The 24,244-nt window shown below is 44.7% G+C and carries 24 protein-coding genes; 8 read left to right on the top strand and 16 right to left on the bottom strand.

Going from position 1 to position 24,244, the window contains the following annotated elements:
• Positions 1-5 precede the first annotated feature (5 nt).
• Positions 6-926: a glutaminase B gene (glsB, locus tag AC3CH3_RS13245; RefSeq protein WP_488537316.1), complete on the top strand. Its 921-nt coding sequence runs from the start codon at positions 6-8 to the stop codon at positions 924-926.
• A 116-nt stretch (positions 927-1,042) separates the two neighbouring features.
• Here glsB and hemW read toward each other — a convergent pair whose 3' ends face one another.
• The 7 genes from hemW to AC3CH3_RS13210 form a co-directional block, all read right to left on the bottom strand.
• Positions 1,043-2,230: a radical SAM family heme chaperone HemW gene (gene hemW / locus AC3CH3_RS13240; protein WP_019822388.1), complete on the bottom strand. Its 1,188-nt coding sequence runs from the start codon at positions 2,228-2,230 to the stop codon at positions 1,043-1,045.
• On the bottom strand, positions 2,230-2,829 hold the full coding sequence (locus AC3CH3_RS13235) for an XTP/dITP diphosphatase (protein ID WP_019822386.1): 600 nt from the start codon (positions 2,827-2,829) through the stop codon (positions 2,230-2,232). The genes hemW and AC3CH3_RS13235 overlap by 1 nt, the downstream gene beginning before the upstream one ends.
• Before the next feature lie 48 nt (positions 2,830-2,877).
• Complete coding sequence (locus AC3CH3_RS13230) at positions 2,878-3,309, bottom strand: DUF4426 domain-containing protein (protein ID WP_488537315.1); 432 nt, start codon at positions 3,307-3,309, stop codon at positions 2,878-2,880.
• A gap of 28 nt (positions 3,310-3,337) precedes the next feature.
• Complete coding sequence (gene yggU / locus AC3CH3_RS13225) at positions 3,338-3,628, bottom strand: DUF167 family protein YggU (RefSeq protein ID WP_488537314.1); 291 nt, start codon at positions 3,626-3,628, stop codon at positions 3,338-3,340.
• A gap of 29 nt (positions 3,629-3,657) precedes the next feature.
• Positions 3,658-4,215 carry a YggT family protein gene (locus AC3CH3_RS13220; RefSeq protein WP_010435653.1) on the bottom strand — a complete coding sequence of 186 codons (558 nt, stop codon included), beginning with the start codon at positions 4,213-4,215 and terminating at the stop codon, positions 3,658-3,660.
• Between the two features lie 75 nt (positions 4,216-4,290).
• Entirely contained in the window at positions 4,291-5,109 is an 819-nt protein-coding gene (gene proC / locus AC3CH3_RS13215) for a pyrroline-5-carboxylate reductase (protein ID WP_017077774.1), read from the bottom strand.
• 84 nt (positions 5,110-5,193) lie between these two features.
• Positions 5,194-5,898, bottom strand: coding sequence for a YggS family pyridoxal phosphate-dependent enzyme (locus tag AC3CH3_RS13210; RefSeq protein ID WP_176680466.1), 705 nt, complete (start codon positions 5,896-5,898; stop codon positions 5,194-5,196).
• Between the two features lie 26 nt (positions 5,899-5,924).
• Here AC3CH3_RS13210 and AC3CH3_RS13205 point away from each other — a divergent pair, with 26 nt between their 5' ends.
• Both AC3CH3_RS13205 and AC3CH3_RS13200 read left to right on the top strand, forming a co-directional pair.
• Positions 5,925-6,962, top strand: coding sequence for a type IV pilus twitching motility protein PilT (locus tag AC3CH3_RS13205; RefSeq protein WP_017062242.1), 1,038 nt, complete (start codon positions 5,925-5,927; stop codon positions 6,960-6,962).
• A gap of 14 nt (positions 6,963-6,976) precedes the next feature.
• Complete coding sequence (locus tag AC3CH3_RS13200) at positions 6,977-8,086, top strand: PilT/PilU family type 4a pilus ATPase (protein ID WP_488537313.1); 1,110 nt, start codon at positions 6,977-6,979, stop codon at positions 8,084-8,086.
• A 311-nt stretch (positions 8,087-8,397) separates the two neighbouring features.
• On the opposite strand, the gene ruvX is transcribed toward AC3CH3_RS13200, so the two are convergent.
• The 8 genes from ruvX to metK all read right to left on the bottom strand — a co-directional run bounded on the left by ruvX (position 8,398) and on the right by metK (position 15,123).
• Complete coding sequence (ruvX, locus tag AC3CH3_RS13195) at positions 8,398-8,820, bottom strand: Holliday junction resolvase RuvX (RefSeq protein ID WP_488537312.1); 423 nt, start codon at positions 8,818-8,820, stop codon at positions 8,398-8,400.
• Between the two features lie 60 nt (positions 8,821-8,880).
• A complete protein-coding gene (locus AC3CH3_RS13190; RefSeq protein WP_019822370.1) occupies positions 8,881-9,444 on the bottom strand; it encodes a YqgE/AlgH family protein in 564 nt (187 codons plus the stop codon).
• Between the two features lie 104 nt (positions 9,445-9,548).
• Positions 9,549-10,499: a glutathione synthase gene (gene gshB, locus AC3CH3_RS13185; protein WP_017629553.1), complete on the bottom strand. Its 951-nt coding sequence runs from the start codon at positions 10,497-10,499 to the stop codon at positions 9,549-9,551.
• A 9-nt stretch (positions 10,500-10,508) separates the two neighbouring features.
• Positions 10,509-11,240 (bottom strand): 16S rRNA (uracil(1498)-N(3))-methyltransferase, encoded by a 732-nt coding sequence (gene rsmE / locus AC3CH3_RS13180; protein WP_019822366.1) that lies wholly within the window; start codon positions 11,238-11,240, stop codon positions 10,509-10,511.
• 153 nt (positions 11,241-11,393) lie between these two features.
• The gene (locus tag AC3CH3_RS13175) at positions 11,394-12,125 is read right to left on the bottom strand and encodes an endonuclease (RefSeq protein WP_488537311.1); all 732 of its coding nucleotides are present in this window, start codon (positions 12,123-12,125) and stop codon (positions 11,394-11,396) included.
• A gap of 97 nt (positions 12,126-12,222) precedes the next feature.
• Positions 12,223-12,723: a SprT family zinc-dependent metalloprotease gene (locus AC3CH3_RS13170; RefSeq protein WP_004735485.1), complete on the bottom strand. Its 501-nt coding sequence runs from the start codon at positions 12,721-12,723 to the stop codon at positions 12,223-12,225.
• Positions 12,724-12,802: 79 nt separating this feature from the next.
• The gene (locus AC3CH3_RS13165; protein WP_488537310.1) at positions 12,803-13,600 is read right to left on the bottom strand and encodes a DUF2189 domain-containing protein; all 798 of its coding nucleotides are present in this window, start codon (positions 13,598-13,600) and stop codon (positions 12,803-12,805) included.
• Between the two features lie 368 nt (positions 13,601-13,968).
• Entirely contained in the window at positions 13,969-15,123 is a 1,155-nt protein-coding gene (metK, locus tag AC3CH3_RS13160) for a methionine adenosyltransferase (RefSeq protein ID WP_004735487.1), read from the bottom strand.
• A 357-nt stretch (positions 15,124-15,480) separates the two neighbouring features.
• Here metK and tkt point away from each other — a divergent pair, with 357 nt between their 5' ends.
• From tkt to fbaA, 4 genes are all read left to right on the top strand, one after another.
• Positions 15,481-17,475 (top strand): transketolase, encoded by a 1,995-nt coding sequence (gene tkt / locus AC3CH3_RS13155; protein ID WP_050644133.1) that lies wholly within the window; start codon positions 15,481-15,483, stop codon positions 17,473-17,475.
• A 213-nt stretch (positions 17,476-17,688) separates the two neighbouring features.
• Entirely contained in the window at positions 17,689-18,738 is a 1,050-nt protein-coding gene (epd, locus tag AC3CH3_RS13150; protein ID WP_488537309.1) for an erythrose-4-phosphate dehydrogenase, read from the top strand.
• A 166-nt stretch (positions 18,739-18,904) separates the two neighbouring features.
• Positions 18,905-20,068, top strand: a complete 1,164-nt coding sequence (locus AC3CH3_RS13145) for a phosphoglycerate kinase (RefSeq protein WP_017059064.1) — start codon at positions 18,905-18,907, stop codon at positions 20,066-20,068.
• 155 nt (positions 20,069-20,223) lie between these two features.
• Positions 20,224-21,300: a class II fructose-bisphosphate aldolase gene (gene fbaA, locus AC3CH3_RS13140; protein ID WP_019826255.1), complete on the top strand. Its 1,077-nt coding sequence runs from the start codon at positions 20,224-20,226 to the stop codon at positions 21,298-21,300.
• 57 nt (positions 21,301-21,357) lie between these two features.
• Here the strand turns inward: fbaA and AC3CH3_RS13135 are convergent, their stop codons facing one another.
• A complete protein-coding gene (locus AC3CH3_RS13135; RefSeq protein ID WP_488537130.1) occupies positions 21,358-22,695 on the bottom strand; it encodes an IS4 family transposase in 1,338 nt (445 codons plus the stop codon).
• Positions 22,696-23,130: 435 nt separating this feature from the next.
• Here AC3CH3_RS13135 and mscS point away from each other — a divergent pair, with 435 nt between their 5' ends.
• Positions 23,131-23,997 (top strand): small-conductance mechanosensitive channel MscS, encoded by an 867-nt coding sequence (gene mscS, locus AC3CH3_RS13130; protein ID WP_029405712.1) that lies wholly within the window; start codon positions 23,131-23,133, stop codon positions 23,995-23,997.
• The last annotated feature ends 247 nt before the right edge of the window (positions 23,998-24,244 follow it).

Genomic DNA, 24,244 nt, shown 5'->3' with positions numbered 1-24,244 from the left:
CACACATGAAACCAACTCAAGCTATTTTGGCCGATATTTTAGATGAAGTTCGTCCCTTAATTGGTCAGGGAAAGGTCGCTGATTATATTCCTGCATTAGCTCGCGTATCGAACCAGAAACTGGCGATTGCGGTATACACCAATGAAGGTGAAGTGATTCAAGCTGGCGATGCTGATGAAGCCTTTTCTGTGCAGTCAATCTCTAAAGCTTTAAGTCTGACGTTGGCGATGGTGTTGTATAAGCCTGAAGAGATTTGGCAGCGCGTAGGGAAGGAGCCTTCAGGACAAGCCTTTAACTCGATGATTCAGCTTGAGATGGAACACGGCATCCCTCGTAACCCGTTTATTAACGCAGGTGCGATTATTGTTGCTGACTTATTGCAAAGCCGCCTGTCAGCACCAAGACACCGTTTATTAGAATTTGTACGTCAGCTATCAGGTGATACTCATATTGTGTATGACAAGGTTGTGGCGGCTTCTGAAATGATGCACAGCGATCGTAATGCTGCCATCGCGTATTTGATGCGTTCATTTGGTAATTTTGAGAACGATGTGATCCCAGTGCTCAACAATTACTTTCACGCTTGTGCGCTTAAAATGACATGTATCGACTTGGCGAAAACCTTTAGCTACTTGGCGAATAAAGGGGTATCAGTTCAGACCAAGAAAGAGATTATCACGCCAGTTCAAACCAAGCAGTTGAATGCTTTGCTTGCGACATGTGGTTTGTACGATGGGGCAGGTGAGTTTGCTTACCGTGTTGGCATGCCCGGAAAGTCTGGTGTCGGTGGCGGGATTATTGCGATTGTTCCTGGTGAAATGACGATTGCAGTTTGGTCTCCAGAGTTGGATCCTTCTGGTAACTCACTTGCTGGTACTAAGGCGCTAGAGCTGCTTTCAGAGCGAATTGGTCGTTCTATTTTTTAGAAGAAAGATGCGAGATGCGAGCACGGACTTCGTCCTATAGAACGCTTCGCTCCGAGAGGAGCTATAAAACAAAAGGGTTGACCCTAAAGCCAACCCTTACACAATACTTCCCGAATTTATTCGTCTTCTTCAGCCATAAAGGCTTCCAGCAAATCATTGAGGAATAGCTTCCCTTTTTCAGTGATCTGCCAGTGAGTGTCGGTTTCATTCAAGTAACCTAGCTCTTTAGCCCATTTGATCGTCTCTTGAATTGAGTCAAAACCAAGCCCCGTTGTATCGATGAAATCTTGCTTTGGACAGGCTTCCATTAATCTAAAGCGGTTCATAAAGAACTCAAAAGGGCGGTCTTCATTCGGCACTTCAAACTCATCGGATAGGTACGGTTTCACCATATTCTGATACGCTGCTAGGTAGCCTCTAGGGTGCTTAACCTTTGTGGTGCGAACAATGCGCCCATCAGCAAAGCTTAGCTTGCCATGAGAGCCACAGCCGATACCTAGGTAGTCACCGAAGCGCCAATAGTTAAGGTTATGCTGACATTGATAGCCGGGCTTACTGTAGCCTGAAATTTCGTACTGCACATAGCCTGCGTCTGCGAGTCTCTTATGACCTAAGTCGAAAATATCCCAAAGATCATCATCGTCAGGCAGCTTTGGCGTTTTGTAATAGAACATGGTGTTAGGTTCTATTGTTAGCTGATACCAAGATAAATGTGGAGGGTTAAGCTCAATCGCTTTGTCTAGATCAGCTAATGCTTGATCTATGCTTTGATCCGGCAAGCCGTGCATAAGATCTAAGTTGAAACTATTCAATCCGATCTTATGTGCTAAGTGAGCTGCATTTACAGCTTCATCTTGACCATGGATACGCCCAAGTCTTTCTAGCTTCTCTTGCTCAAAGCTTTGCACACCAACCGAGATTCGACTCACCCCTGCCTTTTGGTAACCTGCAAAACGTTCAGCTTCAATGGTGCCTGGGTTGGCTTCCATGGTGATTTCGATTTCTTGTTTGAACGGGATACGTTGTTCAATGCCTTGGAGTAATCGACCTATCCCTTCAGGAGAGAATAGGCTCGGAGTACCACCACCAATAAAGATTGAGTGCAGTGGACGAGGTGCGCCATTGAGTTGGTATTTTTCGATATCGGTATCGAGATCCTCAAGTAGCGCATCGATGTACTCTTTTTCAGGAATCTCGGCTTTCAGAGCGTGTGAGTTGAAATCACAATACGGACACTTTTGTACACACCATGGGATGTGTACATAGAGGCTAAGTGCTGGTGGTATAAGCGCTGTATCGTGCATTACAGAGCTTGCTCCTTGATTGCTTCGAATAGAGAAGCAAGGGCTTTACCGCGGTGTGAAAGCTGCTTTTTACGTGTAGATTCTAGCTCAGCAGATGCGCAGTTATCTTCTGGTACAAAGAATACAGGATCGTAGCCAAAGCCATTCTCACCGTGCTCTTCCGTCAGAATGCGACCTTCCCATTTACCGTGACACACCAATGGTGTTGGATCGTTTTCGTGACGCATTAGCACCAACACACAGTGGAAACGAGCAGTACGCTTTTCAGTTTCCACACCTTGCATGGCATCAAGCAGCTTTTCAATGTTTTGCTTATCCGTCGCCCCTTCACCAGAGTAACGCGCTGAGTAGATACCGGGTGCACCATTAAGGTAATCAACTTCTAAGCCAGAATCGTCAGCGATCGCTGGCAGCCCTGTCTCTTTCGCAGCATGGCGAGCCTTGATGATGGCATTTTCAATGAAAGTTGTTCCTGTTTCAGCGACTTCTGAAACATTAAACTCACTTTGTGCGACAACGTCAAAACCAAACTCAGACAGAATATCTGCCATCTCGCGAACTTTACCTTGGTTGCCTGTGGCTAAAACAATCTTACTCATGGGGATGTGGCTCTAATAAGTTAGTGAACAGAAAAGTGACGGCTGAACCTACTCTTCTATATAGAATTTTTGTGTGAATCGCAGTGGACCAGTGCCTTTCAAACCTGCGTTAACATCGATATTAAAAGTGATGTTTTCTTCGTGTGTTACAGGGAACTCAGCTAGGTAATAAATCGCATCACCTTCCTTTATTTCGCGGAAGTTAAGCGTGCGAGTGTTGCCTACAAGGTTCTTCGCTGTTCCCGTGATTTTAGCCGTTGTTGCTGGCTTGCCAAGAGAGGCTTTGTCTAACACGCTGATGTTTAGAATCGCAGAGTAGCCATTTCGCTTAAGCTTGTATTGCTTAGCGACTTGAGCCGTTAAAAATGTCGAGTTAAAAGCCGAGTAGTGAACCTCGACATCCTTGATGTTTTTAAATTGTCCTGCTGAGCTTGGTAGGGCAACAAGAGCGGTGATTAGTGCTGTAATCCATAGACGCATAGTGACTCCAATAAATAGCAAAAAGCCATCATAGGATGGCTTTGACTTCAGTTGGGATTTGACTTGGCGAGCATATTCGAACTTGCTTATGCCGACCGAGTTCTCCCTTTTCTATCTTAATTTGCCCTTTAGCGACCTTAAACTGTTTCGCTAGGTATTTCGCTAAGTGGGCATTGGCTTTGCCATCTACTGGTGGAGCAGTAATGGCAATTTTGAGTTCCTCACAATGCAAGCCAATAATCTTGTCTCGGCTTGCTTTGGGTTGGATATAGAGCCTAAGAAGAATATCGTCTTCCTCGGCCCAAACCGCTTTTGGCATCGTCAAAGTACCTGATGTTCGTACTTGAATTATAGCTGATACCAAATAGGACCAATCATGTCGCCCATTAGGAAGTTCGCAAATTGCAGAACAATGAACAGAACCAGCACGCTTAGGTCGAAGCCACCCATATCCGGTAGGATACGGCGGATAGGCATTAGCATTGGCTCAGTCAGTTGATGGAACACGTACTCGATTGGGCTACGGCCTTGGCTAACCCAGCTAAGGATTGCGCGGATTAGTAGAACCCAGAAGATTAAACCACCCGCCGCTTTTAGCAAAGATAATGCACCAAAGATCAGGAAGCTGATATCGAATACCGCAGCGCCGCCAGAGATAATTAGGTTTAGAGCAACGAACTTAAGCACACACAGCACATAAGCGAAAACAACGGTCGCTAGGTCAAGGCTGCCTATTGATGGAATCACTCGGCGTAGTGGGGCAACAACCGGTTGTGTCGCTTTTACGATAAATTGTGAGAATGGGTTGTAGAAATCTGCACGTGATGCTTGTAGCCAGATACGCAAGATCACAACCATGATGTAAAGATCAAAAACGGTCGAGATCAGAAAGCTCATCGAATTCATATTGTTTCCTTTTTCGGATTTACTTGCCGCTAGGTATAACCCGAACGGCACAATGCTTTTGTACTGTAACGAGTATTAAAACAGTTTTTCCATTTCTTCAGCTCGAGCAACCGCCGCTTGCATGGCTTTAGCTACGATGTCTGATAGTTGATGGTCGTTAAACGTGCGCAGTGCTTCTGCGGTCGTGCCGCCTTTTGAAGTCACTTGTTCACGCAGTGTAGATAATTCAGTATTTGGATTCGCTACCACCATCTCTGCCGCGCCTAATGCAGACTGCTGCACTAATTTACGAGCGGTTTCTTGGTCAAAACCTTGGTTAATTGCTTCAGCTTGCATCGCTTCCATAAACAGGAAGAAGTAAGCCGGAGCACTCCCCGCCGCCGCAATGATATTGTTGATGCCAGACTCTTGTTCAACCCAGCTTACCTCACCTACGGCTTGCATTAGTTGAGAAGCGAACTCTTTATCGCCCTGACTAACCGTTGAGTCAGCATAAAGGCCGCTCATCCCTTTACCAAGTAGTGATGGCGTGTTTGGCATCACACGAACAAGGTTCAGCTGGCAGTTTAACATCTCATTGAGTCGATTCGCATTAATACCCGCGGCAATTGAGATAACCAGTTTGTTGCTGAAGTCGATATCTTGTAAGGGTTTGCATACATCAGCCATCATTTGTGGCTTCACGGATAACACAACAACGTCTGCTTGCTCTGCTGCGGCAATATTATCGCTTGTGGTATTGATGCCGTACTCTTGCTCTAACGGCAGCCTTCTGGTGTCTGAAGGCGCTGTGGCCGTAATCTTTTGCGCTGGGTAACCACTCGCCACTAAGCCCGCTACAATCGAGCGAACCATATTTCCCGCCCCAATAAAGGCGATGTTCTTATGTTCCATATATAAAATCCTGAGCGTGTCGCTGCGCAGTTAAAGCGAAGCGATATCAATACTTATCATCGACTTTTGGTCGCTAACTATTTGCTATTTCGCGTAATTACGAGCACCGAAGATAGCCGTTCCAATACGAACCATTGTGCTGCCAGCCTCAACTGCTGCATCCATATCACCACTCATACCCATCGAAAGGGTATCTATGTTTGGATACTTTGCGGCTAGCTTGTCTTTAAGCTCCGCCAGTTGAGAAAATGCATTAAGCTGAGATTGATAGTCAGATACGTTTGCAGGAATCGACATCAATCCTCTTAACGTGAGGTTAGGAAGCGACGAAATCAACTCCGCGAGTGCAAAAACTGTCTCTTCTGACGTTCCAGACTTGGATTCTTCACCACTGGTGTTTACCTGAATCAAAACTTGCAAAGGTGGAAGTTCGCTTGGTCGTTGATCATTAAGCCTTTGTGCGATCTTATCGCGATCGACGGAATGCACCCATTGGAAGCTTTCCGCGATTGGGCGGGTTTTATTGGATTGAATTGGACCAATAAAATGCCACTCTAAATTTAGGTTAGAATGTTGTTCTGAAAAGTGTTTTACTTTATCTACACCTTCTTGAACATAGTTTTCACCAAAGGCAACTTGGCCTCCGAGTGCGGCTTCTAGAATCGCATCAATAGGTTTCGTTTTGCTGACGGCTAAAAGTTGCACGGACTCTGGAGCTCGTCCGCACTTTTGCTCAGCACTACGAATCTGTGAGGTGATTTGTTCGATATTTTGTTGAATACTACTCATAGCTGACTTTACTTAAGGGAAAATAAATGGATATCACTGAGTTACTAGATTTTAGTGTAAAGCATAACGCGTCAGATCTACATCTTTCTGCGGGTGTATCTCCAATGGTACGTATAGATGGTGAAGTAAGGAAGCTTGGAATCCCAGCTTTGAGTCATGCTGATGTGCATCGTTTGGTTTTTGAGATCATGAGCGATTCACAGCGCGGCGAGTTTGAAGAAAAATTGGAAGTCGACTTCTCTTTTGAATTACCCAATGTTGGTCGCTTCCGTGTTAATGCGTTTAACCAAGCTCGTGGCTGCTCTGCTGTCTTTCGAACTATTCCTGTCGAAATCCCGACTTTAGATCAGTTAGGTGCACCTGAGATCTTCGAAAGGATTGCTAACTACGAAAAAGGCTTAGTGCTCGTTACTGGTCCAACTGGCTCTGGTAAATCAACGACTCTTGCAGCGATGGTTGATTACGTAAATCGCAACCACAATAAGCATATCCTGACGATTGAAGACCCGATTGAATTCGTTCACACCAATAATAAATGCTTAGTCAACCAGCGTGAAGTTCACCGTGATACTCACAGTTTTAAAGCGGCACTGCGCAGTGCGTTACGTGAAGACCCGGACGTGATTCTTGTTGGTGAGCTTCGTGATCAAGAGACGATCAGTTTAGCGCTAACCGCAGCAGAAACGGGTCATTTAGTGTTTGGTACTCTGCATACTAGTTCTGCGGCTAAAACGATCGACCGTATTATCGATGTGTTCCCAGGTAGCGATAAAGATATGGTTCGTTCGATGTTGTCTGAATCATTGCGCTCGGTGATAGCCCAGAAGCTGCTAAAGCGTGTTGGTGGTGGTCGTGTGGCGTGTCATGAAATCATGATGGCAACCCCAGCGATCAGAAACTTGATTCGTGAAGACAAGGTTGCGCAGATGTATTCGATCATTCAAACGGGCGCAGCGCACGGCATGCAGACCATGGAACAAAATGCGAAGCAGCTGATGGCGCAGGGCTTGGTTGATTCGGAAGAGGTCGAGAAAAAGATCGAAATTGAAACCTCAATGTTTTAATTAAGGTGTACATAATGGAATTGAATCAAATCCTTGAGGGAATGCTTTCTCAAAAGGCATCGGATCTTTATATCACTGTCGATGCGCCAATCCTGTTTCGTGTGGATGGTGAACTATGCCCCCAAGGAGAGAAGCTGAATGCGGCTCAGGTTGCTCAATTACTTGATGCGATGATGGAACAAGACCGACGTGATGAATATCAGCAAACGCGTGAGGCTAATTTTGCGATTGTGCGTGACTTTGGTCGTTTTCGTGTCAGTGCATTCTGTCAGCGAGAGCTGCCTGGAGCGGTCATTCGACGTATCGAGACTAACATCCCAACCTTTGAGCAACTAAAGCTTCCTGATGTATTGCAAGACCTGTCAATTGCTAAGCGCGGACTTGTGCTGGTGGTTGGGGCGACTGGCTCTGGTAAATCGACCTCAATGGCTGCAATGACAGGCTATCGTAACACCAATCGATCAGGGCATATTTTAACAGTTGAAGATCCGATTGAGTTCGTCCACGAACATAAGAAATGCATCGTGACGCAACGTGAGGTTGGACTCGACACCGAGAGCTATGAAGTTGCGCTTAAGAACTCGTTACGCCAAGCCCCAGACATGATCTTGATTGGCGAAATCCGTAGCCGTGAGACCATGGAATACGCGATGACTTTTGCTGAAACGGGTCACTTGTGTATGGCAACCTTGCACGCCAATAACGCTAACCAAGCGTTAGAACGTATTCTCCACTTGGTGCCGAAAGAGCAGAAAGAACAGTTTTTGTTTGATTTGTCGATGAACCTACGTGGTGTCGTCGCTCAGCAACTTATTCGCGACAAGAATGGCAGCGGGCGTCATGGTGTATTCGAGATTCTGCTGAATAGCCCTCGTGTGTCCGACTTGATTCGTCGTGGTGAACTGCACGAACTGAAAGCAACAATGGCTAAATCGAAAGAAATTGGTATGCAGACTTTTGACCAAGCTTTGTATGATTTAGTGATAGCGGGCAAGATCAGTGAAGAGGACGCGTTCCACAGCGCCGATTCTGCTAATGACTTGCGCTTAATGCTCAAAACTAGGCGTGGTGATGACGACTACGGAACTGGGGCGTTGGCTGGAGTGAAGATAGACATGGGGTGAAAAAAACGCCTGGTTTAATTCTAGGTTAAAATCAGGCGTTCATCATATTCATCGTTCGACTGCGTCTGTATTATCAACGCTTTTTGTTCTTAGGCTCATTGATTACGCCTGCGTCAGTCGAAGTATGGTTCATATAACCTGCATTATTAGAGCTTGTCGAACTGCATGCTGATATTACTAGAGCTACGAAGATTACTAAAAAAATTTTCATAATCATTCTCACTTATCCAATTACTAATGTGTTAGACATTACGTCGTATAATTAGTATAGGTTCAAAAAATACTTTCAGTATTTAGTGATTAATTTCTTATTAACAATATTGCGCTTCAAACCAGCTCTCTAAAATGACGACTGCAGACTGGTTATCGACATTGCCCTTGCTTAATGCTTTATAGCCGCCCATTTCAAAAAGTTCGGCCCTTGCTTCTGTGGTCGAGAGTCTTTCATCATGTAGTTCAACATCGACACCAAAACGTCCTTTAAGACGGTTAGCGAACTTCTTTGCTCTAGGTGTGATGGTAGCTAAGTCTTTACCATGAAGGTCGGTAGGAAGGCCAACCACAATAAGGTTCGGCTGCCACTCCTTAATTTGCTTTTCGATATCGTCCCAATTTGGGATGCCATCTTTGGCTTTAAAAGCTTTTAGAGGGCTTGCTGTGCCCGTGACTTCTTGTCCTATCGCACTGCCGATACTTTTTGTACCGTAGTCAAATGCCATAATTGTTCGTGACATGGGGTTTCCAAATTTATCTGTGTTTGAGAGTGTCTGTTTATTTTATTTCGCTGATCTGAACTAGGCGTGACCAGCGTCTGCTGAAAGCTGAGCCGCATTAATGCCTAACATCTGCACGGCGACTTTCCAGCGGTCAGAAATCGGTGTATCGAAGATGACCTTCGGATCGGCTTCAACGGTTAACCATGAGTTCTCGGTCAGTTCGTTTTCCAGTTGTCCCGGTTCCCACCCTGCATACCCAAGTGCGACTAAATAATTCATCGGCTCATCTTCTGTGCCCAGCACCATCAAGATATCTTTTGAGGTCGTCACCGAGATTTGGTCTGTCATGTTGATGCTGGATTGATAACTGCCTTTAGGTTTGTGTAAAATAAACCCACGGTCTTCTGCGACCGGTCCACCGTTCAATACTGGCTTATCAAGACTTGCTTGGTTGGATTTCGGCTGCTCAGAATCAACCTCAACTTGTTTAAGCATGCTGCCGACAGTGACATCGATAGGGGCGTTGATCATCAAGCCCATCGCACCTTCGTCGTTGTGCTCACAAAGGTAAATTACCGAATTTTGAAAGTAAGGGTCTTTCATTCCGGGCATAGCAACCAGAAAGTGGTTCGTTAAATTCATAGAGCCTCCTGCCAGTGTGTTCCCAGTAAAGGAAAAAGAGCGGCGTGAAGCCGCTCATTGATTCTGTGCCGTTTGCGAATAGCTAAGGCTTTCTTTAGTTTAGGCTATTTAGCGTTAACGCGACGCTCGATTGCGTCCATTAATTTACCTGTTACCGAAATATCAAAAGCAGCTTCAATTTCACGGATACAAGTAGGGCTAGTTACGTTAATTTCTGTCAGCTTGTCACCGATAACGTCAAGTCCTACAAAGATTAAGCCTTTTTCTTTTAGTGCTGGTGCAACCGCTCGTGCGATAGCCCAGTCTGTTTCACTCAACGGACGAGCTTCACCCGTACCGCCGGCTGCTAGGTTGCCGCGTGTTTCCCCTTTCGCTGGAATACGAGCTAGGCAGTAAGGCATTGGCTCACCGTCAACCACAAGAATACGCTTGTCACCGTTGCTGATGTCAGGAACAAAAGTCTGTGCCATTGCGTAGTTTTGACCGTGGTTAGTCAGCGTTTCAATGATCACCGATACGTTTGGATCGCCTTCCTTCACGCGGAAGATTGACGCACCACCCATCCCATCAAGTGGTTTAAGGATCACATCACCGTGCTTCTCGCGGAATTCTTTAATCTTTTCCGCTTTACGAGTCACGATGGTTGTCGGTGTTAGTTCTGGGAACCAAGCCGTGAACAACTTCTCGTTACAGTCGCGAAGGCTTTGTGGTTTATTTACGATCAGTGCGCCGTTCTCTTCAGCACGCTCAAGAATGTAAGTCGCGTAAATGTACTCAGTATCAAACGGAGGATCTTTACGCATTAATACTGCATCTAAATCAGATAGCGCGATAGTCTGTTCTGACTTGAATTCATACCAACCGTTTGGATCTTCTTTTAGTTCTACAACCTTAGTGTCAGCAATGGCTACGCCTTGATCTAAGTGTAGGTCGTCCATTTCCATGTAATGGATTTCGTAACCACGACGCTGAGCTTCAAGCATCATGGCAAAGCTAGAGTCTTTTTTGATGTTAATGGATGAAATTGGATCCATTACGATGCCAAGTTTGATCATTTTTTTCTCCTAGCCTAGATCGCCAAAACGGACTTGTAAGGCAGTAATTGCAGTTAGAGCTGCTGTCTCGGTACGAAGTACACGTGGGCCGAGTAGCGTCTCTTCAAATTTATATTGTTCTGTCATGCCTATTTCTTCAGCGGACAGTCCACCTTCAGGGCCAATCAATAGGCGCACCTTACTGATGGGTTCTGGAAGAGTATTAATTGAGTATTTTGCACGAGGGTGCAGGTTTAGCTTTAACGCTTCACTTGGTTCGCTACACCACTCTTCAAGCTGCATGATTGGGCGAATCACAGGAACGGTATTACGACCACACTGTTCACACGCCGCGATAGCAATCTTTTGCCACTGTGCGAGTTTTTTCTCGAAGCGTTTTGTATCAAGCTTAACGCCGCAGCGCTCTGAAATTAGAGGGGTAATGGTGTTCACACCAAGCTCTACCGATTTCTGAATCGTGAACTCCATTTTGTCGCCACGTGAAATCACCTGGCCTAAATGTAAGTCTAATGGAGATTCGCTGCTGCGCTCGATGCGTTCAGTAACATTAACGGTGACATTCTTCTTTGATACTTCAGCTATCGTCGCAGGGAATTCAGCGCCACTGCCATCAAATAGAAGAACATCTTGGCCTTCTTTCATGCGGAGGACACGACCAACATGACCCGCGGCATCTTCGCCTAAAGCGAGTGAACCTAACTGATGAATGCGTTCTGGGTGATGGATACGAGGGATTCTCATGCTGGTAAACCTATAAATATGTTCATTTGGGTATTTTGTCTCTGCCTAACATGGATGCTTTTAGTCGAAAAAACAAGGGTAGAGCAAGAGTTTCAGGGGCAATTCTGAAACTCTTGTTTGAGATAGTTAGGAATGTTGATTGTACGAGCGACGTTATTTACAAGCAGGGTAAACAAATGGGTTGTGATGACCTTGGATGGCATAGATTCGCTCATCACGAGTACATTCCCACTTGTCGACAGGAAATTGCTTGTTCCACGCCATCATTAGGTTGGTTTGTTGCTTAGATAGTTTGAAACCATACTCTTGGCTCATGTAAAGATAAGTACGTGCGATAGAGCCTTTTGCTCTGTCTGGCGGCATAACTTTACGCTGCTTGAAGTTGACCTGCATTTCACACTGACCATAGCTGACACCATCCATGCCATTCCACTGACTGAAGTTGTAGTTGGAGCGATCACCGTTAACCTCGCCAATGGCCGGAGTTAGGTTGTGAAGGTCGGCTTCCATGGATTTGAATATTTTGTCATTGCGAGTGCAGTTCTTGCGCCCACCATCTTGCCAACACTGACGCTGGTGGCCAAATTGCCAAGCTGGAACCACGTGTTCCCACTCAATTCGACTCGCCCGCTTTTGTTGTTTTCGGACTTGATAGCCACAGCCATCGAGGTCGGGGATACCTTTCTTTTTGTCTTTCCAAGTAATGTCACAACCACAATAAAATGAAGTCGGGTGATCGAGATAAATCTTCACGGCTTCTTTTTTTGCTTTGGAGAAGGAACTTGGTGGAGCGGCGAAAACGCTTTGAGTTACCAGTAGGCCAAATACTATTGATAAGTAGAAAGGCACCGATAGGCCAAATGCTTTTTGAGTGGTTTTTTGCATGGAAAAAGACTGATGAAAGTATGATAAACAACAGTCTAGCACTCAAATGTTAGTTCTCTCTATTACATTTATTCGCGTTACCTTGTGAGATTAAGACTTAGCTCAATTGAAGGCCGGTAAAAGCTAAGGTTTGCTGACATTGTTGGCAACGATACGTTGATTGGTTACGGATGACTTTGTTGTGTCTTCTAATCGACAGGGGATAAGTAGTGCAATCACAGCGGTACTCAAAGGTTTTTCCCTGAACTGAGGTGATCTCCAAGCTGTGGGTGGTTCTGGCCGGTACATTGAATACCTTTTCCATCACGTATTTCCACTCATTCCCGTGGGGCCTAACTCGTCCGAAGACCTGATGTGTGATCAGATGTGCGAGTTCATGAGGCACGACTTCGCTAATAAAGGCGTCTTCATTTTCGCTGAATAGTACTTGGTTGAGTTTTATCTCGTTTAACTGGAGGTAGGCTTTTCCCGCTGCCTTTCCTCTTAACTTGTAAGTGACGGTTGGGCATGGAAATTCACGAGAAAAGTGTTGATTAGCAATAGCTAGGCATTCGCCCAGTTTCTTATTTACTCGATGTTGTTGCGGGGTGTAAGACAAGCGTTGTTAACTCCAAAAAAAAGCCTCAGCGTTTAAGCTAAGGCCTCATCATAACATTGCTCATCGATCGTGAAACGATTTAAGCGTGATGTTTCTTTTTGATGACTTCGTGGTAAGCATGCCATGTTCCGTAACCAAGTAATGGCATCGTTACAATCATACCGACACCGTAGGTCGCGAAGCCGACTAAGATACCTGTACCAATGATACCAGCCCAAACGACCATCGCAGGGATGTTTGATTTAACAGCGTTGAAGCTAGTAAAAATGGCACTCATTACATCTACACGTCTTTCCATCATTAATGGAATCGAAAATGCTGAGATGCTAAATATCAGGCTAGCGATAACCAACCCAATCACTGAACCCGTAATCAGGAATGGTGCAAACTCGCTTAATGGTGCTCCTTGTACGGAAGGGTAGAGCGCATGCAATAACGCAGCAATCCGCACCCAAAAGATCATTGCAACCATTAACACAATCGCAAAGGCCCATTGGTGGGTGGAGTTGCGAGTAATTGCTTTCATTGAGTGGAACAAACTTGGGGAATGTCCTTTCTCTCTTTCCCAGCTTGCGTCATATAGGCCTAGAGCAAGAAAGGGTCCTATCAACATATAGACTATCAAGCTTGGCATGACGACTAGGTGTGTTCCTTGCCATTGGACTAGTTGCACGATGGCGATGGCCGCAGCCATGAAACACAATCCGTAAAACGCGCTGATTATTGGCATTTTCACTAAGTCATGCAGTGCAAGCGATAACCAGTGGAATGGGGCGGATATGCTTACTTGGTTACAAGGAATGGTGCGAGCGTAATCCTGATCGCTGACCTTGTGTTTCTTATCGTGTAGTTCGGATGGGTGCACGGTACGAGGCATAGATCCCCCTAGTTAAATAACGTCCTAGTTATAATTCCACAAGGCTCTGAAGTATCGCTTACGAGAGCGTTATGGTGTTGAGCTAAACTGCTCTTTGTCATCCCAGTTATTGTTCTTGCGTACATTTAACGAGCGTTATCAGACTGAATTAATTTGAGTTAAATGTGAGCTTGATCGCCTAGGAGTTACCTTAACTATTGTCAGTAGTGCTAGAAAACACAAATTATCAGCGGATTTTTATACTAAGTGGTTAACGGTAAAGAAGACTTGGACAGGGTGTTCTAGCAGGGGAAGGTTTGGTAAGTACATAAAAATAAAGCCCTTACTAAGAAGTAAGGGCTTTAAAGAAACAAATCGCAGTGGCTAAATTATTTTAGGCCAGCGAAGTCCGCAAGGATTGCTGCTTTGTCCGTCGCTTCCCAAGGGAACTCTTCGCGACCGAAGTGACCGTATGCAGCCGTCTTTTTGTAGATAGGCTGAAGAAGGTTCAGCATTTCTTGAAGACCGTATGGACGTAGGTCGAAGTTTTGACGAACTGCTTCAATGATGATTTCGTGAGCTACTTTCTCAGTACCAAACGTTTCAACCATGATAGATGTTGGATCCGCAACACCGATAGCGTAAGACAGTTGAATCTCACAACGGTCAGCCATGCCAGCAGCAACGATGTTTTTCGCAACGTAACGCGCTGCGTAAGCTGCAGAACGGTCAACTTTTGATGGATCTTTACCAGAGAATGCACCGCCACCGTGACGAGCTGCGCCGCCGTAGGTATCAACGATGATCTTACGACCTGTTAGACCACAGTCACCCATTGGGCCACCGATTACGAAACGGCCGGTTGGGTTGATGAAAAAGTTAGTGTCTTTATTGATCCACTCAGCAGGAAGTACTGGCTTGATGATCTCTTCCATTACCGCTTCACGTAGGTCAGGTGTTGTTACTGAATCACAGTGTTGAGTTGAAAGAACAACTGCGTCGATACCAACAATCTTACCTTGGTCGTATTGGAACGTAACTTGAGATTTCGCATCTGGACGAAGGAAGTCAAGCTTGCCGCTCTTACGTACTTCAGCTTGCTTCTTAACAAGAAGGTGAGAGTAAGTAATTGGAGCTGGCATTAGGATTGGTGTTTCGTTAGTCGCGTAACCAAACATGATACCTTGGTCGCCTGCGCCTTGATCTTTAGGATCGGCTTTATCAACACCTTGGTTGATGTCTGGAGACTGCTTACCAATTGTGTTTAGTACAGCACAAGAGTCTGCGTCAAAGCCCATATCAGAATGAACGTAACCAATTTCACGAACTGTTTCACGAGTGATTTCTTCGATATCAACCCATGCAGACGTTGTTACTTCACCGCCAACCATAACCATGCCGGTTTTAACGTAAGTCTCACAAGCAACACGTGCTTTTGGATCTTGTTCCAAGATGGCATCAAGAACAGCATCAGAGATTTGGTCTGCAATTTTATCTGGATGGCCTTCTGAAACAGATTCAGAAGTGAATAGGTGCTTAGCCATGAGAGCTCCACTTTTAGTTTTTGGTGTAAATAGTTTATGGCGTCGCAAGCTAGGAAGCGCCGCCATTAAATACAGTATATTTTGTAGGTGTTTCTACATCTAGACGGCTATTCTAAATTCCAACGGTCGAATTACAAGCTCTTTTTTATGATATGTCATAACTAATCGTTTGCGTATCGATTGAGATAAGCCACTGCCAAGTGATGTAAATGTTCGAAAATTGCGAAAAATGACCGTTAAAATGCCAGTAAAACGTTTGCAGTCGCAATAGTCGTTTGAGAGAATACCCGCGCTAATAAAAATGAAAACTTTAGCAATTATCTCTTTTTTAAATCGCTTATGTACTCAGGAGCAGACATGCCTTCTCGTAAAGATCTAGCCAATGCAATCCGCGCACTTAGCATGGACGGTGTTCAACAAGCAAATTCAGGCCACCCAGGCGCACCTATGGGTATGGCTGACATCGCTGAAGTTCTTTGGCGTGGCCACTTGAACCACAACCCAGCAAACCCAGAGTGGGCTGACCGCGACCGTTTTATCTTGTCTAACGGCCATGGTTCAATGTTGATTTACTCTCTGCTTCACCTTGCAGGTTACGAGCTTTCAATTGAAGACCTGAAAAACTTCCGTCAACTGCACTCTAAGACTCCAGGTCACCCTGAGTACGGTTACGCTCCTGGTATCGAGACAACGACTGGTCCTCTAGGTCAAGGCATCACTAACGCTGTTGGTATGGCAATGGCTGAGAAAGCGCTTGCTGCTCAGTTCAACAAAGAAGGCCACGACATCGTAGACCACTACACTTATGCATTCATGGGTGATGGCTGTCTGATGGAAGGTATCTCACACGAAGCATGTTCTCTAGCAGGTACGCTTGGTCTTGGTAAGCTGGTTGCTTTCTGGGATGACAACGGTATCTCTATCGATGGTGAAGTTGAAGGTTGGTTCTCTGACGATACACCTAAGCGTTTTGAAGCTTACGGCTGGCATGTAATCCCAGCGGTAGATGGTCACGACTCTGACGCTATCAATGCAGCGATTGAAGCGGCTAAAGCAGACCCTCGTCCAACTCTTATCTGTACTAAAACTATCATCGGTTTTGGTTCTCCAAACAAAGCAGGTACGCACGACTGTCACGGTGCTCCACTAGGCGCTGATGAAATCACAGCAACTAAAGCTGCACTGGGTTGGGAACACGGTCCTTTCGAAATCCCAGCGGATATCGCAGCTGAGTGGAATGCAAAAGAAGCAGGCGCAGCGAAAGAAGCAGCGTGGAATGCTAAATTTGACGCATACGCAGCGGCTTACCCTGAGCTAGCAGCAGAATTCAAACGTCGTACTAACGGCGAGCTTCCTGCTGAGTGGGAAGAGAAAGCAAACGCAATCATTGCTGATCTTCAAGCTAACCCAGCAAACATCGCTTCACGTAAAGCATCTCAAAACGCACTAGAAGCGTTTGGTCAAATGCTTCCAGAATTCATGGGCGGCTCTGCTGACCTTGCGCCTTCTAACCTAACTATGTGGTCTGGTTCTAAGTCTCTTGAAGCAACTGACTTCACTGGTAACTACATCCACTACGGTGTACGTGAATTCGGTATGACGGCTATCATGAACGGTATCGCTCTGCACGGTGGTTTCGTACCATACGGCGCAACGTTCCTAATGTTCATGGAATACGCGCGTAACGCAATGCGTATGGCTGCTCTAATGAAAGTTCAGAACATCCAAGTTTACACGCACGACTCTATCGGCCTAGGCGAAGATGGTCCTACTCACCAACCGGTTGAGCAGATCGCTTCTCTACGTCTGACGCCAAACATGAGCACATGGCGCCCATGTGACCAAGTTGAATCAGCAGTTGCTTGGAAACTGGCTATTGAGCGTAAAGATGGTCCTTCATCTTTAATTTTCTCTCGTCAAAACCTTGCACAACAAGATCGTAACGCTGAGCAAGTAGCTAACATCGCTAAGGGTGGTTACATCCTGAAAGATTGTGCTGGTAAGCCAGAGCTAATCATCATTGCAACTGGTTCTGAAGTTGAGCTTGCAGTTGAAGCTGCTGCACAACTAACCGCTGAAGGTAAAGCAGTACGCGTAGTATCTATGCCTGCAACTGACGCGTTCGACAAGCAAGATGCTGAATACCGTGAGTCTGTACTTCCATCTGACGTAACTGCACGTATCGCAGTAGAAGCTGGCATCGCTGACTTCTGGTACAAGTACGTTGGTTTTGGTGGCAAGATCATCGGTATGACAACGTTCGGCGAATCTGCACCAGCAGGCGAACTATTCAAGATGTTCGGCTTTACGACTGAAAACGTAGTAAACACCGCGAAAGAGCTTCTTGCTTAATCATTGATTGCTAGCTTAGTGCTAACAATGAAATGAATAAAAAAACCGAGCGCTGAGCTCGGTTTTTTGTCTCTGGGATTTGTTTCTCCTAGACTCATCTCTATAAGCAACAGATCAATCTGTCATGAACAAGCTGAGTTATTCAAGTAATGCCTTTTGGGCAGGATTCAGTTATCATCTGTTGCACGAAATTTTGGTTAGATGTACGGAACTATGCTAAAAGTCGCGATAAATGGATTTGGACGAATAGGGCGTAATGTATTACGCGCTGTCTATGAAAGTGGCAAAAGCCAACAAATCAAAGTAGTAGCTGTCAATGAGCTTGCTCAGCCTGACGCTATGGCTCACCTATTGCAGTACGACACCAGTCACGGCCGCTTCGGTAAGAAAATCTCTAACGATCAAGAGCACATTTATGTCCATCATGGCATTGGTGCTGAAGACAAGGGTGAGTTTGATACCATTCGTATCTTACATCTTGCTGATATTGATCTGTTGCCTTGGCGTGACCTTGAGGTGGATGTTGTTCTCGACTGTACCGGTGTTTATGGTTGCCGAGATGACGGCCTCGCGCACATCGCTGCTGGCGTGAAAAAGGTACTGTTTTCTCACCCTGGTGCCAATGACCTCGATAACACCATTATCTATGGTGTGAATCACGACACCATCGAAGCTGACCACCGAATCGTTTCCAATGGTTCATGCACCACCAACTGTATTGTCCCTATCATTAAGGTTCTTGATGACGCCTTTGGCATCGAGTCCGGTACGATTACGACTATTCACTCTTCAATGAATGATCAACAAGTTATCGATGCGTATCACAGCGACTTGCGTCGTACTCGAGCAGCAAGCCAATCGATCATTCCTGTCGATACCAAGTTGCATAAAGGTATTGAAAGAATCTTCCCGAAATTTTCCAACAAATTTGAAGCTATATCTGTGCGTGTGCCGACGGTAAACGTAACAGCGATGGATTTAAGTGTCACAATTAATGCAAATGTGAAAGTTAATGACGTAAATCAAACCATTGTTAATGCATCCCAGTGTACATTACACAATATAGTTGACTATACTGAAGCGCCGCTCGTTTCCATCGACTTTAATCACGATCCCCATAGCGCAATCGTTGATGGTTCACAAACGCGAGTGAGCAACGGCCACTTAGTTAAAATGCTAGTGTGGTGTGATAATGAATGGGGCTTTGCGAACCGAATGCTGGATACGGTTCTTGCAATGCAAGCTTCTGAAGGCAAGAAGTAAGACCTAGAAGCAAATGTGCGGATTATTTATTTTTTAGCTTGAAATAAATACTAAGAGTCCACATATTATTAGTAGTGAAAGAATTACCAGTTGAATAATTTATAGGCTTAGCAGGGTTGCTGAGTTTCCAAAACTTTATATTTATTTAAATTTGAGAGGACAAATCATGTCTGTGATCAAGATGACTGACCTGGAACTTGCAGGTAAACGCGTATTTATCCGTGCTGACCTAAACGTACCAGTAAAAGACGGTAAAGTAACTTCAGATGCACGTATCCTTGCATCTCTACCAACTATCAAACTTTGCCTAGAAGCTGGCGCAAAGGTAATGGTTACTTCTCACCTTGGTCGTCCTACTGAAGGCGAATACAACGAAGAGTTCTCTCTAGCTCCTGTAGTTAACTACCTAAACGACGCACTAGACTGCGAAGTTAAACTAGCTAAAGATTACGTAAACGGCCTTGAGCTAAACGCTGGTGAACTTGTTGTTCTTGAAAACGTTCGCTTTAACAAAGGCGAGAAGAAGAACGAAGAAGCACTTTCTAAGCAATACGCTGCACTATGCGACATCTTCGTAATGGATGCATTCGGTACAGCTCACCGTGCTCAAGCTTCTACACACGGCGTTGGTACTTACGCTCCTGTAGCATGTGCTGGCCCTCTTCTAGCTGCTGAGCTTGAAGCGCTTGGTAAAGCAATGGACAACCCAGCTCGCCCACTAGTGGCTATCGTTGGTGGTTCTAAAGTTTCTACTAAACTAACCGTTCTAGAATCTCTTTCTAAAATTGCTGACCAGCTTGTTGTTGGTGGTGGTATCGCGAACACATTCATCGCTGCAGAAGGCCACAACGTAGGTAAGTCTCTATACGAAGCGGACCTAGTTGAAACTGCTCAGAAGCTAATGAAAGAGTGTGCTATCCCAGTAGCGACTGACGTTGCATGTGCTAAAGCATTCGACGAAAACGCAGAAGCTGAAATCAAGCACGTTTCTGAAGTTCAAGATGACGACATGATCTTCGACCTTGGTCCAGATTCAACTGCGGCACTAGCTGAAATTATCGGCAACGCTAAAACTATCCTTTGGAATGGCCCTGTAGGCGTATTCGAATTCAAGAACTTCGAAGCGGGTACAGCTGGTATCTCTAAAGCAATCGCTGAGTCTGCAGGTTTCTCTGTAGCAGGCGGTGGTGACACGCTAGCTGCTATCGACAAGTTCGGTATCAAAGCTGATGTTTCTTACATCTCTACTGGCGGTGGCGCTTTCCTTGAATTCGTTGAAGGTAAAGTACTTCCTGCAGTAGCAATGCTTGAAGAGCGTGCTAAAGCATAATTGATTTAGAAAGGCGAGATGTGAATCTCGCCTTTTAACGTTTGCTGCATATCACATTTTTTTGCTAGAATGGCGCAAGTTGTGAGCAAACGATTGCAAGTTTTTGAACTTAAGTTTTTTAATCTTAAAACGATAGAATAAATAGGACTATTTCCATGTCTAAGATCTTCGATTTTGTAAAACCTGGTGTAATTTCTGGCGATGACGTACAGAAAGTATTTGAAATCGCAAAAGAGAACAAGTTTGCACTTCCTGCTGTAAACGTTGTTAACACTGATTCAATCAACGGTGTTCTAGAAGCAGCAGCTAAAGTTAAAGCTCCTGTTGTTGTTCAGTTCTCTAACGGCGGTGCTGGTTTCTTCGCTGGTAAAGGCGTTAAACTTGAAGGTCAAGGCGCACAAATCCTTGGTGCTGTTGCTGGTGCAAAATACGTACACGCTGTTGCTGAGTCTTACGGTGTTCCAGTTATCCTGCACACTGACCACGCTGCTAAGAAACTTCTTCCATGGATCGACGGTTTACTAGACGCTGGTGAAGAGTTCTTCGCACAAACTGGTAAGCCTCTTTTCTCTTCTCACATGATCGATCTTTCTGAAGAGTCTCTAGAAGAGAACATCGAAACATGTGCTAAGTACCTAGAGCGCATGGCTAAAATGAACATGACGCTAGAAATCGAACTAGGTTGTACTGGTGGTGAAGAAGACGGCGTTGATAACTCTGATATGGACGCATCTGAGCTTTACACTTCTCCTGAAGATGTAGCTTACGCTTACGAAGTTCTAAACGCAGTTAGCCCTCGTTTCACTATTGCGGCTTCTTTCGGTAACGTACACGGTGTTTACCAAGCTGGTAACGTTGTACTTACTCCAACTATCCTACGTGACTCTCAAGCATACTGTGCAGAGAAGTTCGGTATCGCACCTAACGCTCTAAACTTCGTATTCCACGGTGGTTCTGGTTCTTCTGAAGAAGAAATCCAAGAGTCTATCGGCTACGGTGTTATCAAAATGAACATCGATACTGATACACAGTGGGCAACTTGGGACGGTATCCGTACTTACTCAGCTGAAAACTTCGATTACCTACAAGGCCAAATCGGTAACCCTAAAGGCGAAGACCAACCAAACAAGAAGTTCTACGATCCACGCGTATGGCTACGTGCTGGTCAAGCTTCAATGGTTACTCGTCTTGAGAAAGCATTTGCTGACCTTAACGCTATCGACGTACTATAATTCTTTGAATTAAGTACTCTTTAAGTTTTAAAAACCCGCTCATTGAGCCAACACCTATCATTTAAGGTGTTTAGATAGCACAGTGTAGCGAGTCTTACTAAAACGAACGGTCCTATCTTTGGGCCGTTTTTGTTTTTCGGGCAAAATATAACGTTTCACTCGCTCTCTCATTGCTCGCAGCTTTTTGGGAACCGAACCTGGGGAGGCGATAGCACACCACATTAGCTCATCTTGAATATCTCGAAGTGCCATCGTAAAGCTTATCCTAAGTGGCGAGACTTCAGCCTCTTTTGCTATTCGGCTAATCTCCAGACGGATTAAGTTATACGCGATAAGGATACCCCATATCTCTTGCTCTACACCCTCTACAGATTGACTGCGGAGCAGGATTTCATCTCCAAGCATGTCATGCTTAATCTCGCCATAGCTATTCTCGATTTCCCACCTTTCGAAGTACACATCTAATAATGATTTTAAACTGTATTTTCTATCTGTTAGAGAAGTTAGCAGCCCTTGTATATGATTGGGTTGCTGTTCAACGTCATCGGGATATAGAGTTAGCCTAGCTTTCCACGTTTCAGGGAGACTCGGGGCTTGTTTTCTAGCCTGGGGAGAGACTTTCATCTCCACAATCAGATCTCGCCCATCATCATCGAGCTGCTCGATGATTTCATATTTCACATTTGACTTTATTGGCGTCATCCAGTGGCTTGTTCCATGCTCTTGTTGCCAGTTAAGCATTAGTTCTGCGCTCAAGTAGCAACGGTCAAAAATGGTCAATGAATTCGGAACTGCTGATGAAATTAAATCTTTTGCATAGCTGATTTCACCTTTAGAACTATCCCCAAAAGCCACATCATGAATAAGGCGACTCCGTAGTGATGTGAGTGCGCACATTCGAACGATTGGGTACTCAGTGTGCCTGTCTTTTCGGTAGTAAACATATTGATAATGCTCAGCTAAGCTTGGGTTATCGTGAGTTCTAAACTGTGTGCCATCGATTGAAAATAGGCTCAAACCATTCCATTTATCACCCGCATCTTCCGACTGTGTCCAGTGCTTTGCTGTGATTGAGAATAATGACTTTAAAGGCTTAGCGGTGAGGCGTTTTCTTGCCTGAGGAATTGCACTAGGTGCAATCGTTTCACCCAATGAATTAGACAATTTGAGGTCGAGCTTATCGAGTACATCGGTAATCGGTCTATCTCGATATAGACCAATACCAACGACTAACCATACAACGAGTTCTGCGGGTAGCTTTCTACGGCGCATACTCGCTTTATTCGTTTCAGATAAAGCTTGGTTTATCCAATCTAGCGGAAGGTCTTTTTGGAACAAAGAAAGAGATTCTGGATTAGCAAAATCGTCAACATCGATTAACCAGTGTGACAGCATAAAAAAATACCCTTAAACAAAAGTGCTTAAGGGTATTGTTAACCATCTGTAGGATCGTTCAACTGATCAGGAAAATGCTTAAATGATCAGTGTTAGCTCATTGAGCGGGTTTTTTTATGTCTGATAAAAACTTGTATTAATTATGTGAAAAACCTAGCGTGCGGTGAATAAATTTCGTAGTCTTTTAGTTATCGGTATTTGTGTTTATCAGTAAGTTTTATTATTTCAAAAGCTTACATAAATATGACTTTGCAATCTGTCAAAGATAGGATATCGTGCCGAAAAACTGGACTTGGTTCAGTTTATAAAAAAGGACTTGGCTTTAATTTACTTTTAAAACAATGACTTAACAGGAATTAAACTGTTTGCTTTGTGTTTGGTAGATTTGGCTTAAGGCAGTTTAGCTCATAGCATATTACATAGAGGATGCACATTATGGCTGAGAGTTCTACAACGATTGAGACCCCGCTTGTGGATGGTCTTTCAAATGCAGAACAATGGTTAACGGATAACTCAGATTTGTTTATTCAATACGGTGTAAACATTATTTCTGCGCTCGTTATTCTATTTATTGGTAACTTAATCGTTAAAGCAGTAGCGAATAGCGTGTCTAAGGTTCTTCAGAAGAAGAAAATGGACCGAGCGGTTATCGAGTTTATCCATGGCTTAGTTCGTTACTTGTTATTTGTTATTGTTCTAATTGCAGCTCTTGGTCGCTTAGGTGTTCAAACAGCATCTGTCGTTGCTGTAATTGGTGCAGCTGGTTTAGCTATCGGTCTGGCTCTACAAGGCTCACTATCTAACTTTGCTGCTGGTGTACTTATCGTTGCGTTCCGTCCATTTAAGTCTGGTGACTACGTGGAAATCGGTGGTGTAGCGGGGTCAGTTGATTCAATTCAAATCTTCCAAACTGTTCTAACAACACCTGACAACAAAATGGTTGTGGTACCAAACGGCAGCGTTATCGGTAGCCCAATCACGAACTACTCACGTCATGATACACGTCGTATCGACCTAATGATCGGTGTTTCTTACGGTGCTGATCTACAAAAGACCAAAGAACTTCTGACTAAGATCTGTGAATCTGATGAGCGCGTGTTGAAAGAACCTGGCGTTCAAGTGGGTGTTCACACACTTGCTGACTCTTCAGTTAACTTCGTGGTTCGTCCATGGGTTAGCACTGCAGAGTACTGGAATGTTTACTTCGACCTGATGCAAGCAATCAAAGAAGGCTTGGATAAAGAAGGTATCGAAATTCCATTCCCGCAAATGGATGTACACATGAATAAAGTAGAAGCTTAATTTCTAGTTAGTTTTTATAACTATAAGCTTTTATAAGGAAAGGCGGATAACTTAGGTTGTCCGCCTTTTTTGTTGTTTTCAATATGATTCCTCTTACTCGTTAGTTGTTGTTACTGCTTCGCTTCTTTTCTTTGTATATCCCTATTTCGCGTTCTACTCGACGTTGGCCATAACGATGTTTTCAGCATCGTATACAAGGGCTTTCTTACTTCTTGTCCTCCCAAAATAGCCAATAAACATAAACCGC

It is taken from the genome of Vibrio sp. QJM3NY_35 (assembly GCF_057785915.1).
Note: the sequence above shows the minus strand (reverse complement) of the source record. Positions and strands in the feature narration are given on the sequence as shown.